Here is a 14,149-nt window from a genome sequence, read left to right as displayed (position 1 = left end):
CCGGATCACCGGGCACCGCTTCAACGAAGAAGGGGGCTACTGTGCCGCGTCGGGAGAGTCCACTGGACCAGGGCGACGGGCCGCTGCTGCGGTTCGCGGGCGACTTACGGGCGCTCAGGGAGCGGGCGGGCACCCCGCCGTACCGGCAGCTCGCCCTCCGGGCACACTGCTCGGCCGCCAGCCTCTCGGTGGCGGCGGGCGGCCGGCAGCTGCCGAGCCTCGCCGTCACCCTCGCCTATGTACAGGCGTGCGGAGGGGACGTGCGGGAGTGGCAGCACCGCTGGCAGTTGCTCGCCGCGGAACTGGCCGCGGACACCGCCGCCCGCCGGCGCGCCCAGGACGCCGGGCGGGCCCCGTACCCGGGTGTGGCGGCCTTCGAGGCGGTGGACGCCGAGCGCTTCTTCGGACGGGAGGCGCTGCTGGACCAGTTGGTGGGGCTGCTCGCCGAACGGCGCCTGGTGGTGGTCACCGGGCCCTCCGGGGTGGGGAAGTCCTCGCTGGTCAGGGCCGGTCTGCTGGCGCGGCTCGGCGGGCCGGTGGCGCTGCTCACCCCGGGGGAGCGGCCGATGGAGGCGTACACGCTGGCCCTGGCCCGGCTCGGGCAGCGGGCCGGGGATGGACGGGCCACGCGAGCCCAGGCCGGGAGCGCGCGGGCCGCAGAGGCGCAGGTCGGGCCCGCGCGGGTCGGGTCCGCGCGGACCCGGGGCGGGGGGAGTGGCGAGGCGCGGGCCGGGCGTGGCAACCGGACGGCCGAGGGGGAGTGGGCGGCCGATCCGGTGCTGGTGGTGGACCAGGGCGAGGAACTGGGCACCCGCTGCCGTGACGCCGCCGAGCGCACCCGGTTCCTGGACTCGTTGGTGGCGTGCGCCGAGGACGCGGTCTCCGAGCGGGCGGCCGCCATGGGCGGGAGCGGCGCCGGAACCGCTCGGTGCCGGGTGGTTCTGGTGCTGCGGTCCGACCAGTGTGCCGCGCTGCTCGCCGAACATCCCGCGCTGGCCGCGGCCTGCCAGGACGCCGTGCTGACGGTCGGCCGCCCGGCGCCCGACGAACTGCGCCGCGCGATCACCGAACCCGCGCTGCGGGCCGGTTGCACCGTCGAGGGTGCGCTGCTCGCCGTCCTGATCTCCACCGCCGCCCAGCAGCCGGGCGCCCTGCCGCTGGTGTCGGCGGCCCTGTTGGAGACCTGGCGGCGGCGCAGCGGCAACGCGCTCACCCTGGCCGGGTTCCAGGCCACCGGCGGCTTCGAGGGGGCGCTGGCCCGGACCGCCGAGGTGTTGTTCGACGGGCTGGGCGCGCTGGACCGCGAGCTGGCCCGGGCGGTTTTCCTGCGGCTCGGCGGTGAGAGCGTGCGGATCCCCGTCGGGATCGGCGAGTTCGACGGCCCCGGGGTGCCGGCCGTGCTGGAACGGCTGGTCCGGGCCCGGCTGGTGGTGCTGGACCGGGACACCGTCGAACTCGCCCACGGCGCGCTGCCGCAGGTCTGGCCCCGGCTGCGGGACTGGCTGGCCGAGAGCCGGGACACGCTCGGCGACCATCGGCGGCTCACCGAGGTCGCCCGCAGCTGGGCCGCCGCCGACCGGGACCCTGAACTGCTCTACCGGGGAGCCCGGCTGGAACTCGTTCGGCGGCGGGTGGCGGCCGGAGAGCTGACCCCGGCCGGAGTCGAGCGGGCGTTCCTGGCGGCGGCAGTGCGCGCGGCCGCCGCAGACCGGCGCCGGTCCCGTCGGCAGAGCCTCGCCGTGGCCGGGCTCGCGGCGGCCGGCGGCGCGCTGATCACCCTGGCCGGGGGGAGCCGGATTCTGCGGGCGCGGCGGGATTGATCAGCCCCGGGGCCAGGGAGTTGAACATCGCCCTGTTCAATCAACGGGCGATCGGGGCGCGCCTCGGAATGTCGATCACGTCCTTGCGCGGCCGTCGGCGGGCCGGGTAGCTTGGCGGTCGATCCCGGCTCCCGCAGTTCGTTGATTCACCTTCCAGGATCGGGATTTCCCCTCCGTCGTGGCCGGCCCGGAGCCGGCCGACGGATTTCTCGCGAGCTGATTCCGGTGCCGTCCCGGCCGGTTCGGTATCCGGTTCACCTCGATCCGACTTTTCCCAGCCTCCGGCCCAGCCATTTCCCGAATTCGCGTCAAGGGGGAGTCATGTCCAATTCGGCCCGTCCGGTCCACCCGGTCCACCCGGTCCACCCGGCCCGTCCGGTTCAAGCGGCCAGTCCGGTGCACAGCTGGGACGAGTTCACCACGCTGCGCGAGGTGGTGGTCGGTACCGCCGTCGGCGCCCGGCTGCCCGGGCAGTCCGACCCTTCGTCCTGGCTGTCCTGCTTTCCGAAGACCAGGGCCGCCGACCTCGGCTCGATCCCGGTCGGCGCCTACTCGCAGCAGGTCGTCGAGGAGACCGAGGAGGACCTGGACGCCCTGGTCGCCACCCTGCGCGGCCTCGGCGTCACCGTCCACCAGCCCGAAGTGGTCGACCACGCCGCCGAGTTCGCCGCCCCGCACTGGAAGGCCGACGGCGGCTTCCACTCCTACTGCCCGCGGGACCTCACCCTGGTGGTCGGTGAGACCGTGATCGAGGTGGCGAGCCCGATGCGCGCCCGCTACTTCGAGGTGTTCGGCCTGCGCGGCCTCTTCCAGGAGTATCTGCGCGGCGGCGCCCGATGGTTGGCCGCACCCCGCCCGCAACTGAACGACGAGCTCTTCGAGTTCGACGCCGACGGGCTGCCGCTGCTCGGCGAGGCCGAGCCGGTCTTCGACGCCGCCAACGTGCTGCGGCTCGGCCGCGACGTCTTCTACCAGGTCTCCCGCAGTGGCAACGAACTCGGGCTGCGGTGGCTGGAGTCCACCCTTGGCCTGCTCGGTGACCTGCGCCTGCACCCGCTGCGCGACATCTACGGATACACCCACATCGACAGCACCATCGCGCTGCTGAGGCCGGGCCTGGTGCTGCTCAACCCCGAGCGGATCAGCCCCGAGACGGTGCCCGAGCCGCTGCGGGGCTGGGACATCCTGTGGTGCCCGCCGGCCGAGCCGTCCGCCGACTCGACCGAGCCCGAGCCCGAGCACTCGCTGAGCGAGAGCTGGATCAGCATGAATCTGCTGATGGTCAGCCCCGACACGGCGATCGTCGAGTCGGACCAGCGGAGCCTGATCAAGCAGCTGGAACACGCCGGCATCACCGTCCTGCCGCACCGGCTGCGCCACTCGCGGGTGCTCGGCGGCGGTTTCCACTGCGTGACCCTGGACATCCGGCGGGACGGCGGGCTGGAGGACTACCTGTCGTGATCGCGGCGAGGTGGGGGCTGGCATGCTAGACGGGTGACTTCTCCGTTCGACGCCGCCGTCCCCGCCCCTGCCGCCGCTTCCGTTCCCGCCGTTTCCGTTCCGTCCTCCGCTCCGGAGTCCGTGCCGGCCGCCGAGGACCGGGACGCCCGGCCGCAGTACGTCCTGCCGCTCCTCGTCCGGATGGAGCGGGCCACCCCGCCCGGGCGGACCGACGCGCTGGAGACCTCGGCGCGGGCCGTGCTGACGCTGCTCGCGGACTCGCGCGTCACCGAGCCGGACGGGGAGTGGGCGGAACGGGTCGCCGCCTGGGAGGACGCCCGGATCCGCAAGGTGGTCCGGCGGGCCCGGGGCGGGGAGTGGCGCCGGGCCGGCGAACTGCCGGGGATCACGGTCACCGGGCGGGAGGCGGAGGTGCGAGTGTTCCCGCCCGTTCCGCTGGACGGCTGGCCGAAGGAGCTCGCCAAGCTCCAAGGAAACGGTCTGCATACACTCTGGGGATGAACACCCCCCTGAACAGGCACGTTGCGATGCGGGCCGCCCACAGCTCGCCCCGAGCCATCACGTACGCGCGGCAGAGCAACAGGCGTGATGACGACAGCTTGGCGTCCCCGGTTATGCAGCAGCGCAAGGGGCAGAGCCTCGCCGACGCGCGCGACTACGAGTACGACCCCGACACAGACCACTACGAAGACGTGGGCAAGTCGGGGTGGAACCCCCACATCTACCGGCATGGCTTCGAGGCCATGATGGAGCGCGTCCGCTCCGGCACCGTGGACGTGGTGATCATCTACAACCTGGCCCGTCTGACCCGCAAGGGTGCGCTGGATGCAATCCAGATCGAGGCCGAGATGCGGAAGCACGGCGTCACGCTGTTGAGCGTCCTGGAACCGTGGCTCGACACGTCTACGCCGGTCGGCCTGGGCATCTTCGCCATCATCGCGGGCCTGGCCGAACAGGAGTCGTCGAGCAAGTCTGAGTTCATCACGGATGCCAAGGAACAGGCGCGCCTACTCGGCGGCCACACCGCCGGTACCGCCCCCTACGGCTTCGAAATGGAGAAGGTGACCGGCCCCGAGGGCGTCAAGGTTGTCTACCTCCGTGAGCGGGTGTCAGAAGCCCTCATATGCCGGTGGATCATCCGGCGAGTGGCGGCGGGCCGGACGCCGGCTTGGGTGGCGAAGGTGCTCAACCGTGCGCGTGTCCCGTCTCCCGGTTCCCGCACGCCGGGCCGGGTCAAGGCACTTCGCGCGCGCACGGGGGCCAAGCTCGACGTGGACCAGTGGACGGCACACGCCATCCGGCGAATCGTCCGTGACCCGCGTATGGCTGGCTTCGCCACCGACACGTCCGGCGAGAAGTACGAGATCCGGCGGGACGAGGACGGCGCCCCCATGCGTGTCCATGACGCCCTGGTGCCCGAGCAGCTGTGGTACCGGGCAACCGGCATGCTCACAGCGGCCGGGAAGAAGTACCACAACCCCCACACGGGAGTTGCTTGGCTCATGTCCGGGTGGGATTTCCTGTACTGCGACTGCGACGCCACCATGGGCGCTGCGAACGTCTCGGCGGACCGGACTGTCTACCGATGCAACCGGGGCCCCGAGGCGCTGCGTGCCATGGGCAAGCGAAAGACCACGATTGAGACAGACGTAGTCGAGTACCACGTGCCCGCCGAGGTGTTCGCACGTCTCTCCGCGCTGGACCTGGACGACGAAGACGACGTGGCCCTGTGGACGGCAGCAGGGAAGGCGTACGCGGAGCGCCAGGGGGCATCCGAGAGGGAGGTCGAGCTGGCCGCCGCAAGGACGTCTGAGGAGCACACAGAGGCTTCCCTGAGGCAGACCTATCGGGAGCGGGACGAAGAGCTGTACCAGGGGCCTGTGGGGGCCGAGATGTTCGGCGAGCGCGTCATGAAACTGACTATGGCTCTGGATCGCGCCAGGAAGCACAGGGAGGCCCTGGAGGCCGAGGAGGCCGCCGTGGGCATCCTGCCCATCGAGGAGTGGTTGGGCGAGGAGGGGGCCTACGAGGACCCGATTGAGGAGGGCCCTTGGGCAAAGTGGTCGATGACGGAGCGGCGGGAGTTCCTGGGCCTCCTGATTGACCGCGTGGTAGTGCGCGAGGGCAAGCGCGGAGGCCACTACAAGCACCGGGAGGACCCGCGCGAGCGTATCCAGATCCTATGGAAGCACCAGGCCCCCAAGAAGGACCCCAAGGGGGACGCCAGGGAGGCGGCCAAGGCCCCGGCGGGGGTCGCCTGACGAATCGTCATATAGCGCTACAGGGCGCGCGTGCGGCAGGCTCCGGCCCGCCGGGCGCGCGCTCTCGGTGTGCATGGGTCTGGGCACGGCAGAAAAGTTGCCGTCTCCCTAAACTCCCTGCACGCGTATAGGGGTTTGGGTGGACGGCAACTTTTCTGCCGTTCACGGTCGCCCGATCCGTTTCGGGAGGCCGCCGCCGGGCCGGTCCGGCCCGGCACGACGGGCGGCTGTTAACCACCGCTCTTCAATAGGTATGTGACGCTTCGCCTGTCGCTCTCGGCGACGCTGCGAAGCTCTCGCGATCTACGGTCTGTCGGTCGAGCCATGCCCGGTGTCTCGGGTGCTCCCAATAGGCCGCGCCTGCGTTGCTGGCCGACTCTCTCCCGGCTTGCAGCGCACTGGGTCACCCGTCGCACCTTTGGCGGGTGGCCCTCTCTCATTTCTCAACTCACTTGCACTGAATGCAAGTTGAATGAAAGGAGCAGAGGTGTTCAATCCCGAACGGATGAGGTCTCGCCGCGTGGCACTCGATCTCACCTGCGCCCAGCTCGCCGACCGCATGGGCGTTCACGAGACGACCGCATGGCGCTGGGAGAACGGCGAGGCCGTTCCGTCGATCGCCCGTGTCGCCGAGCTGGCGGCTGCACTTCGAGTGCCGTTCCCGGCACTGCTGCGCCGTGCCAAGTCCGACGACGAGTATGCGGTGCTGTTCGGTGCCGAGACTGTTCGGCGTCGCCAGCCTGGCGCGCCGGTGTTCGACACCTGGGCCGACGCCCGGGAAGTCGCCGACATGGACGGGCTAGTTGCGGGTGTCCGAGCGGCCCAGCGCGAGGCCGGTAAGCGTGTCTGAGGGCCCCGACCGCGCGGTCATGGCCCGCGTGGCCGCCAGGGTGGCCGAACGGGCCGAGGAGGCCGCCCGGAGGGCCCGGGAGGCGGCCGAGGCGGTCGCCCTGCCCTCGCAGCCTCCGGTGGGCCCTGACCGGCAGGTATGGCAGCTCCGCGCCGCTCTGCGGCACGGCATCCCCGAAGACCACGCCGGACGGCTCAACGGCACCACGGCCGAGGAGGTCGAGGCCGACGCGGCGGCCTTCGCCGAGATGATCGGCCGGGCCGGGGTGGCCGCGCCGAAGCTGCGGAGCCGACCGGCACCCATCGCTGGTAGCGGTGGAGGCGTCCCGGAGCCGGCCGACCGGCGGGCCTCTCTCGTGGCGCACATGCGCGGCGCTCGCCGAATCTGACCAACAACCAATTGCCCGACGAGGGCCGTATCTGGAGGTAACGCTATGGCTGCTGCCATGACCAATGATGTCAAGACTCACGATCTGATCGCCGAGACCGCCGTCTCCTACCTCGCTCAGACCGGGGTGGCCTCCGCGCTGGTCTTCCGCAACGCCGAGAAGACGTTCGGCGGTGGCTCTGGCAAGACTGTTCGCATTGCCGTCCCGAACCGCATCGAGGCCAAGAACTTCAATGGTACCGACGAGCTTTCGGCCGCCTCGGAACGAGAGGTCGAGGTCAAGATCACTGAGGCCCCGTACAGCTCTGTTCCGGTTCGGCAGGACGAGGCCACGTTCGACATTCGCGACTTCGCAACTCAGGTGCTCGCGCCACAAGTTGACGGCGTCGCGCGGGCGCTGGAGGCTGCTGCCTGCGCGCCCATGAACAAGGCCATCGCGGCCGTGAAGGACACTGACACCGTCCACATCATCCGGCGCGGAGACGGCTTCGACCTGGACTGGATCGTGGACGCTGGCACCGAGATGGACGCCAACGACGTTCCTGAGGAGGGGCGTTGGCTTCTCGTGGGAACCGAACTCAAGGGCTTGATCCTCAAGCACCCTGACATGAAGCATGCGGACAAGTCCGGTTCCTCGGACGTGCTGCGCCGGGGCGAGATCGGTGATCTCCGAGGCTTCAAGGTGTACCACTCCAACGCCCTCAAGGGTGGCGCCATCGCCGGTGTTCGTGAAGCATTCGCCCTCGCGGTGTGCCCTCCGGTGATGGGCGTACTGGGTGGCGGGTCGCTGCCGCTGCTGAGTGGCAAGACGATTAGCGAGGACGGTTACGCGATCGCGGTTTGGACCGCTTGGGATCAGAGTGGGCACAGCGCCGTGCACACGGTGAAGTCGTTTGCTGGTGGCGCCGAGATCGACCCGAACCGCTATGTGGCCTTCAAGTTGGAGGCCGCGAGCGGCGCGGCAAAGTGACGAGAGGTCATCTCAATGTCTCCCGTCTGGCATCTGGAGTCCCACCAATCCCTCACGTGAGGGATTGGTGGGGCATTCATGCCGGTCTCGCTATCGCAGGGAACCCCTTTCAGGGGGGTGTCCTTACCGGGGGGCCGGGGTTAACGTAAAGGGTGGTCATCTAGGGCGCCTGATCTGACTATCCATCAGTTCCGTATGAGGGCTCTACCGAATGGCGCGCCTCGCCCCCTACCTCCGGGCTGGAAGCGCATCCGCCTCGCTGTGCTGCGACGTGACGAGTTCCAGTGCACCTGGCTGCGCGAGGACACCGAACAGCGATGCGCCGAGCGCAAGCGCCTTGAGGTCGACCACGCGGGCGACCGCGACGACCATGCGCTAGCCAATCTGCGCACGCTGTGCCACTACCACCATGCCAAGCTGACGCACGCTCAGAGCGTGAATGCTCGCACCTTCGCTGTGAAGCAACGCGAAGCCGAGCCAAGCGCCTACGCGCAGCGCCTCGCGCGCCGCTTGAGCGAGCGCTGAGCCGCCACCTTGGCCCGGCGCGCGCTGGCCCGAACCGGCCGCTCGCTGGGGCCCTCTCGCGTCCTCTCTCTGACCATGGCTGCCAATCCGAAGGGGTGGGGGGTGACCCCCCTCCGCTTCCTTCCCGCAGCACCATGTCAAAGCGATCCAAAAAATGCTTAGCGCTAAAGGTCCTTTTTTCGGGCCCAGAAAGGGAGTTGAACGATGACCTCCGACACATCGTCGGATCTGCCTCCGGCGCCCGGCGGCCTCGGCCAAGCCGGGACGGACCTTTGGGAAGCACTCCGCGCAGAGGGCTGGGAGCTGTCGGCGGGGGAACGGGCCGTCCTCGCCGACGCGTGCGCCCTCCGGGACGAGGTCGAGGCCGTACGGGCTGCTCTGACGGCCTCCGGGCCTGTCGTGACCGGCTCCGCCGGCCAACCGGCTGCGCACCCGCTATTCGGCGTGCTGGACCGCCAGCGTGCCCAGTTCGCCCGACTGGTCGGGCAACTCGGGGTCACACTCGATGGCGAGGCGCAGGACGGGCCTCTGTCGGTCAGTCAGGCTGGCCGGGCAGGTGCTCGGGCACGCTGGGGGGTGCGTTGATGGCGAGGATGCGGACCCGCCCGGCGGGGGTCACCGGCAAGTCGTGTTTCTGGTGCGCGCGGGCGGGTCATGCCGCTTGCAGCGAAGACGTCCACGCTCCGAAGCGCGCCGAGGACTGGAGGCTCTATCGGCAGCTTGCGGGGGAGATCGAGGCGGAGAGCTGACGCATGAACAGCAGATAGACCAGGCCCCGGTCTGCCCTGTGAGGGCGGGCCGGGGCCTTCTGTCGTTTCTGGGCTACTGGCTCCCTGGCCGGTTGGAAGTGAACCGCGCCTGAGGTTGGCGGGGCGTCAGGCGGCGAGCAGCATGCGGGTTCGCTCGCGGAAGTCAGCGACCAGCGGGTGAGCGCCGAAGGGAACCATGCGCCGCTGCACGTCCTGAACGGCTTCGACGCTTCGGGAGGACTTCACTCGGCGTGACAGATCGATGGCTCGGACGCCAGCAGCGTGGGCCGCGTCGAGGTCGCCCCTCTGGATGTGGGAGACAGCAAGGGCAGCTTGAGACATCGCCCCGCGCCGGGCCCGGCCCTGTGCGCGGGCGTAGTCGATCGACCGGTGCGCGTGCTCGGCAGCATGGTCCGGCTGGTCGAGGTCCCGGAAGACGTTGGCGATCTCGCCGTGCAGGTATGCGCCGTCGATGAACTTCGCCCACTCCGCCTCTCGGTCCGGCAGGACATTGGCAAAGGCATGTTCGGCCTCGGTGACCGCGTGGGCGGCTGCCTTGGCATCCCCGGCGGCTGCAAGGGCCCGCGCTTCGAGCGCCCACAGGTCGGCGAGGCAGGCAGGGGAGTCGGCGCGGCGGAGCCCCTGACGGCCCGCCTGGGCGAGCCTGCGGCCTTCCTGGGGGTTTCCGAGTAGCGTCGCCTGGTCGGCCATTCCTGCCAGGACGTGGGCCCCCAGAGCGGCATCCTGGGACTCCTCCGCGAGACGGAGCGCCTGGATCAGGTACCGCTGCGCGGTGCCGTGCTCGCCGTCGTCGTAGGCCATCCACCCGAGCAGGTAGGTCTGCTCCGCCGTGGCAGCACAAAGAGCCTGCCGGACGTCGTCGGCGAAGGTACGTCGGAGCAGCGGGTAGACGTGTTCGTTCATGTAGGCGGTGAGGACCAGACGGCCGGAGCCGCCCCCCTGCATCACGTCCATGTCCTGGAAGCTCGCGAACATGTTGCGGACACTGACGACGTCTTCGAGCCGAACGCGGGGCCCGGGTTCGGGCTGTTGGTCAAGAGTGTTGAGAAGCCAATCCCGGGAAGGTCCGACTCCTGCTGTTGCCGCGAACGGCACCGCTGCCAGAAACGCGCGTCGATCCATGTCAGCCCTTCCAAGCTCGGTGACCGCTTCTACCGTCTCCCCGAACGATGCGCTGTAAGCGAGTGGCCGGTCAAGGTCTGGCGAATCACCGAAGCCAAGGTCATATGCGGTGACCCGGTAGCCGAAGTGGGCTGAGAAGACATCAGCGATGATGCGGGGGAGGGGGTGGCGTGGCTGCTCGCCGAGACACCAGCGGCGCACTCCCGTCGTATCCGGGTTGATGTGCGGGTTCCCGTACTCCAGCGATCGTCTGTGCACTCGCCGGGCTACCTCGCCACGGCTCAGACCGGACCGCTCGATCATGCCTGCGAACTTGCCGTTTGCTTGCTTCCCCATGGCTCCCCGCTTCGCAGCTGCCTGAAAACCGACAGGGTTCAACACCCCTTCGCACGCTACCGGAGGGCGTCCCTCCGAGGTTGGCTGAATCAGTCAACTTCACCATGGCGAAGGGTGGCGAAGCGGTGTGACGACGACAAGGCGCGGTGTCGACGCTGACGTGATGCGGCCTGAGGTCGGGATCGAATCGGACGCCGGCTGCGAGGTGAATTGCCAGCAACGACGCGAGAGGCGAGGGGGGTTGGAGGCGGCGAGTCAAGTTGATTCGTCGGAGCCCGCCGAGTCTCCGACCATGCAACTCCTCCGGGAACGCACCCGAGAGCTGACCGAGTGTGCGTCGAACTGGCGCGCCTTCTTCGAGATGTAGGGAGCCCCCATGACCACCCCTCAGCGGGCGCGAGTCGGTGCGGACGATCCGGAGGAAGTCGGCTCGCCGGTGATGCCCCCGATGTTCGAGCTGGCACACCGGAACTGCTACCCGCCGACAGCGCCGCCCGAGGACGCTGCACTGTCGGTGCCGGTGCGACAGCAGGCGGACGACCTCCCGGCTCCCGTCGAAGAGGCGGCGTCAGAACCGCAGGTCGTCACCGTGTTCCACGACCCGGACGTGACCGTGTGCGGCCTCGCGCAGTGCCTCGGCGAGGCGCGGGAGGCTGAGGACGGCGAGCACCAGGACGACGCCCCCTCGCCTCGGACGTGTCCGTGGGAGAGCGAGGAGCCGGTTCCCCTTGAGCTGCTCCACCAGGACATGGGCGAGCACACGGTGTTGACGGGACACACCCGGTTCGTGCGGTACGTCGCCGACCACGTCACCGTGACTGTGAAGGGGGAGGCGCTGTGACCTACGTGGGGTTGGGCTTGTTCCTCCTGGTGTTCCTCGGAGGGGTCGATTGGGACCCGAAGGAGCACGTCCCCGGCCGCCTGTGGTGGGTGCGGGTCGGCCCCCGGCGGACGGTGGAAGTCTGGCGCCGAGGGCTGGGCATTCACGTGATCATCACGTCCCGCTAGCCGGGGCATCCCCGGCCGTGGTCGAACACGCCCGGGGAGCTGAGCCCCGTCCTGCCTCGGCAGGAGGGGGCAGCGATCCGCCGCCGACGGCGGGCGCCGCCAACCAGGGGAGGAGCAGAGGCATGACGCAGACCGAAACCCTTTCGCGTGGGGCCGAGTTGATGTTGAAGGGCCCGTTCTACGCGTACGCGGACCACATCACCACGCGCGTAATGGAGGCCAACCCCTCCTTCACGCGGGAGTACGTCGACAAGCTGGTCAAGGCGTGGGCGGACGTGGCCACGCTGACGGTCGAGGACGGAGAGAGCGAAGACCCGAAGTACGTCGTTACGCCGCACATGGCCGAAGTGACCGCCGCCGCCCTCTCGTTGGCGCGCATGTTCGTGTCGTTCATGAGTGCCATCGGGGGCGGGCGCTTCGTTCAGTGGGAGGCACCCCGGGAGTACGCCAGCATTGAGGACTTGGTGCGGACTCGCATTGCTCTGGTAACCAGCGGGTTCGGGGCCGATATCGACGTGTGGGGCGTCGCGTGAACTGGGCTACCACCGAGCGGGACCGGCAGTACATGCTGCGGCGGCTGGTCGTCGCCGCGCTGCCCGCCGTTGCCCAGCGCCACGCGTCCGGCGTGAGCGTGGCCACTCTGGGGATCATGTACGGCTGCGACTCGGACTGGCTCCACCAGCAGCTGGTCCAGGCCGGGCACGTCGACCCTGAGGTCACTCCCGCGCCGCCTCGGCAGATGCCAGGCCCGCTGGAAGGTATCCCCATGCCCGGCCGCAAAGCCTGGCCGTAGCCCCGAACCGGTCCCGCCCGTGCCTGTCCCTCAGCGACGTACGGGCGGGGCTTCAAGCCGTCCAAGGCTCGAATGGAACTCGCAGGTAGCCTGTCCCGGTGACCTCACTTTCCGAGCCCTTCGACGCCCCGAGCCCAGCCGACGCCCCTACCGACCGCGATGCCAATCCGCAGTACGTGCTGCCGTTGGTGTTGCACCTGGAGAAGGCGGACCCGCCGGAGCGGACGGACGCGCTGGAGACCTCGGCGCGGGCGGTGCTGACCCTGCTCTCAGACCCCCGGGTGACCGAGCCGGACGGCGAGTGGGCGGAGCGGGTCACCGCCTGGGAGGACGCCCGAATCCGCAAGGTGGTGCGCCGGGCCCGGGGCGGGGAGTGGCGCAAGGCGGCCGAGCTGCCCGGCGTCACGGTGACGGGGAAGCGGGCCGAGGTGCGGGTGTACCCGCCGGTGCCGCTGGACGGCTGGCCAAAAGAGCTGGTCAAGCTACAGGTGTCGGGGCTTGAGCTGACCGACGATCCCCAAGGTGCACCCCGCCCGAATCTCCAGGTCTCCGGCACCGATCTGGAGGAGACCGGCCCGGTCGCCGCCGCCGAGCCCGGCCTGCCGGTGCTGTGGCTCAATCCGGAGCTGGAGATGAGCGCGGGCAAGACGATGGCGCAGACCGGCCATGCCGCCCAGGTCGCCTGGTGGCGGCTGGACGAGACGCAGCGCAAGGAGTGGGCCGAGGCCGGTTTCGCCCTCGCCGTCCGCACGGCGACGCCGGAGGCCTGGGCGGAGCTGCTGGTGAGCGGCCTGCCGCTGGTCCAGGACGCGGGCTTCACCGAGATCGCGCCGGGGAGCTGCACGGTGGTCGCGGAGCACCCGGCGCTGCGCGGGTGACGGGTGACGGGCGGCGGCGAGTGACAGGGAACAGCGGACGGATAACAGCTTTCGGATAACAGAATCTGAAAGCTGTTATCTGTTATCCGTCCCCTGAAAACTGTCATCCGTTCCAGGTCTCCCGTCGCCGTGTCCGAATGCCGCCAGCATCCAGGGCGGCGGGTCGGTGAGTATCGGTGACGAAGGGGTTGGCCCCCGTGCCGTCCGCAGCCGGGCCCGACCCGCCCGAGACTCCGGAAGGACACCCCCGTGACCACCGAGCCCGCCGCCCGGGTGGCGGCCGCCGACTGGGCCGCCGTCGCCGACGAACTGGACGCCCACGGCTGCGCGCTCACGCCCCGGCTCCTCTCCCCGGCCGAGTGCCGGGAGCTGGCGGCCCGGTACGACCGGGCGGAGCTGTTCCGCACCACGGTGGACATGGCCCGCCACCGCTTCGGCTCCGGCCAGTACCGCTACTTCACGCACGACGGCCTCCCCGGGCCCGTCCGGGACCTGCGGGCCGCGCTCTACCCGCACCTGCTCGCGATCGCCCGCACCTGGGCCGGGCGGCTCGGCCGGCCAGCCCCCTGGCCGGACACGCTGGACGAGTGGCTGGAGCTGTGCCACCGGGCCGGCCAGTCGAAGTCCGCCCAGATCCTGCTGCGCTACGGACAGGGCGACTGGAACGCGCTGCACCGCGACGTGTTCGGCGAGATGGTCTTCCCCCTCCAGGTCGTCATCGGCCTCGACGAGCCGGGCAGGGACTACACGGGCGGCGAGTTCCTGCTCGTCGAGCAGCGGCCCCGCGCGCAGTCCCGGGGCACCAGCACCGTCCTCGCCCAGGGCCACGGCCTGGTGTTCACCACCCGGGAGCGCCCGGTGAAGTCGGCCCGGGGGTGGTCCGCCGGCCCCGTCCGGCATGGCGTGAGCACGGTCCGTTCCGGCCACCGCCACGCGCTCGGCCTCGTCTTCCACGAGGCCTGAACGGT

At 70.1% G+C, this 14,149-nt stretch carries 14 protein-coding genes and 1 pseudogene; 14 read left to right on the top strand and 1 reads right to left on the bottom strand.

What is annotated here, in order from left to right; translation table 11 throughout:
• Positions 1 to 41 precede the first annotated feature (41 nt).
• The 9 genes and pseudogenes from ACIP82_RS01615 to ACIP82_RS01575 all read left to right on the top strand — a co-directional run bounded on the left by ACIP82_RS01615 (position 42) and on the right by ACIP82_RS01575 (position 8,859).
• Complete coding sequence (locus ACIP82_RS01615; protein WP_400649703.1) at positions 42 to 1,820, top strand: hypothetical protein; 1,779 nt, start codon at positions 42 to 44, stop codon at positions 1,818 to 1,820.
• A gap of 321 nt (positions 1,821 to 2,141) precedes the next feature.
• Positions 2,142 to 3,281, top strand: a complete 1,140-nt coding sequence (locus tag ACIP82_RS01610) for an inosamine-phosphate amidinotransferase 1 (protein ID WP_400649701.1) — start codon at positions 2,142 to 2,144, stop codon at positions 3,279 to 3,281.
• A 120-nt stretch (positions 3,282 to 3,401) separates the two neighbouring features.
• Positions 3,402 to 3,761: pseudogene (locus tag ACIP82_RS01605) on the top strand (peptidyl-tRNA hydrolase); the annotation flags it as partial.
• A gap of 17 nt (positions 3,762 to 3,778) precedes the next feature.
• Positions 3,779 to 5,542 carry a recombinase family protein gene (locus ACIP82_RS01600; RefSeq protein ID WP_400649698.1) on the top strand — a complete coding sequence of 588 codons (1,764 nt, stop codon included), beginning with the start codon at positions 3,779 to 3,781 and terminating at the stop codon, positions 5,540 to 5,542.
• A gap of 487 nt (positions 5,543 to 6,029) precedes the next feature.
• Positions 6,030 to 6,392: a helix-turn-helix domain-containing protein gene (locus ACIP82_RS01595; RefSeq protein ID WP_400649695.1), complete on the top strand. Its 363-nt coding sequence runs from the start codon at positions 6,030 to 6,032 to the stop codon at positions 6,390 to 6,392.
• Positions 6,385 to 6,780 (top strand): hypothetical protein, encoded by a 396-nt coding sequence (locus ACIP82_RS01590; RefSeq protein ID WP_400649692.1) that lies wholly within the window; start codon positions 6,385 to 6,387, stop codon positions 6,778 to 6,780. The genes ACIP82_RS01595 and ACIP82_RS01590 overlap by 8 nt, the downstream gene beginning before the upstream one ends.
• Before the next feature lie 57 nt (positions 6,781 to 6,837).
• On the top strand, positions 6,838 to 7,749 hold the full coding sequence (locus ACIP82_RS01585) for a P22 phage major capsid protein family protein (protein ID WP_400649690.1): 912 nt from the start codon (positions 6,838 to 6,840) through the stop codon (positions 7,747 to 7,749).
• Between the two features lie 261 nt (positions 7,750 to 8,010).
• Complete coding sequence (locus ACIP82_RS01580; RefSeq protein ID WP_400649688.1) at positions 8,011 to 8,274, top strand: hypothetical protein; 264 nt, start codon at positions 8,011 to 8,013, stop codon at positions 8,272 to 8,274.
• A 204-nt stretch (positions 8,275 to 8,478) separates the two neighbouring features.
• Entirely contained in the window at positions 8,479 to 8,859 is a 381-nt protein-coding gene (locus ACIP82_RS01575; RefSeq protein WP_363608591.1) for a P27 family phage terminase small subunit, read from the top strand.
• 290 nt (positions 8,860 to 9,149) lie between these two features.
• Here ACIP82_RS01575 and ACIP82_RS01570 read toward each other — a convergent pair whose 3' ends face one another.
• Positions 9,150 to 10,502 (bottom strand): transcriptional regulator, encoded by a 1,353-nt coding sequence (locus tag ACIP82_RS01570; RefSeq protein WP_400649685.1) that lies wholly within the window; start codon positions 10,500 to 10,502, stop codon positions 9,150 to 9,152.
• Positions 10,503 to 10,878: 376 nt separating this feature from the next.
• Here ACIP82_RS01570 and ACIP82_RS01565 point away from each other — a divergent pair, with 376 nt between their 5' ends.
• The 5 genes from ACIP82_RS01565 (at position 10,879) to ACIP82_RS01545 (ending at position 14,144) form a co-directional block, all read left to right on the top strand.
• A complete protein-coding gene (locus tag ACIP82_RS01565) occupies positions 10,879 to 11,343 on the top strand; it encodes a hypothetical protein (RefSeq protein ID WP_400649682.1) in 465 nt (154 codons plus the stop codon).
• Positions 11,344 to 11,632: 289 nt separating this feature from the next.
• A complete protein-coding gene (locus ACIP82_RS01560) occupies positions 11,633 to 12,043 on the top strand; it encodes a hypothetical protein (protein ID WP_400649679.1) in 411 nt (136 codons plus the stop codon).
• Positions 12,040 to 12,303 carry a hypothetical protein gene (locus ACIP82_RS01555; RefSeq protein WP_400649677.1) on the top strand — a complete coding sequence of 88 codons (264 nt, stop codon included), beginning with the start codon at positions 12,040 to 12,042 and terminating at the stop codon, positions 12,301 to 12,303. The genes ACIP82_RS01560 and ACIP82_RS01555 overlap by 4 nt, the downstream gene beginning before the upstream one ends.
• A gap of 98 nt (positions 12,304 to 12,401) precedes the next feature.
• Positions 12,402 to 13,181, top strand: coding sequence for a peptidyl-tRNA hydrolase (locus ACIP82_RS01550; protein WP_400649674.1), 780 nt, complete (start codon positions 12,402 to 12,404; stop codon positions 13,179 to 13,181).
• A 249-nt stretch (positions 13,182 to 13,430) separates the two neighbouring features.
• A complete protein-coding gene (locus ACIP82_RS01545; RefSeq protein WP_400649671.1) occupies positions 13,431 to 14,144 on the top strand; it encodes a 2OG-Fe(II) oxygenase in 714 nt (237 codons plus the stop codon).
• The last annotated feature ends 5 nt before the right edge of the window (positions 14,145 to 14,149 follow it).

It is taken from the genome of Kitasatospora sp. NPDC088548 (assembly GCF_044753005.1).
Classification (GTDB): domain Bacteria; phylum Actinomycetota; class Actinomycetes; order Streptomycetales; family Streptomycetaceae; genus Kitasatospora.
This window is presented reverse-complemented; position numbering and strand designations above follow the sequence as displayed.

Coding starts and splice junctions, on each gene's coding strand:
- ACIP82_RS01600 (WP_400649698.1), top strand. CDS start 3,779: ATGAACACCCCCCTGAACAGGCACGTTGCGATGCGGGCCGCCCACAGC.
- ACIP82_RS01610 (WP_400649701.1), top strand. CDS start 2,142: ATGTCCAATTCGGCCCGTCCGGTCCACCCGGTCCACCCGGTCCACCCG.
- ACIP82_RS01560 (WP_400649679.1), top strand. CDS start 11,633: ATGACGCAGACCGAAACCCTTTCGCGTGGGGCCGAGTTGATGTTGAAG.
- ACIP82_RS01565 (WP_400649682.1), top strand. CDS start 10,879: ATGACCACCCCTCAGCGGGCGCGAGTCGGTGCGGACGATCCGGAGGAA.
- ACIP82_RS01575 (WP_363608591.1), top strand. CDS start 8,479: ATGACCTCCGACACATCGTCGGATCTGCCTCCGGCGCCCGGCGGCCTC.
- ACIP82_RS01585 (WP_400649690.1), top strand. CDS start 6,838: ATGACCAATGATGTCAAGACTCACGATCTGATCGCCGAGACCGCCGTC.
- ACIP82_RS01570 (WP_400649685.1), bottom strand. CDS start 10,502: ATGGGGAAGCAAGCAAACGGCAAGTTCGCAGGCATGATCGAGCGGTCC.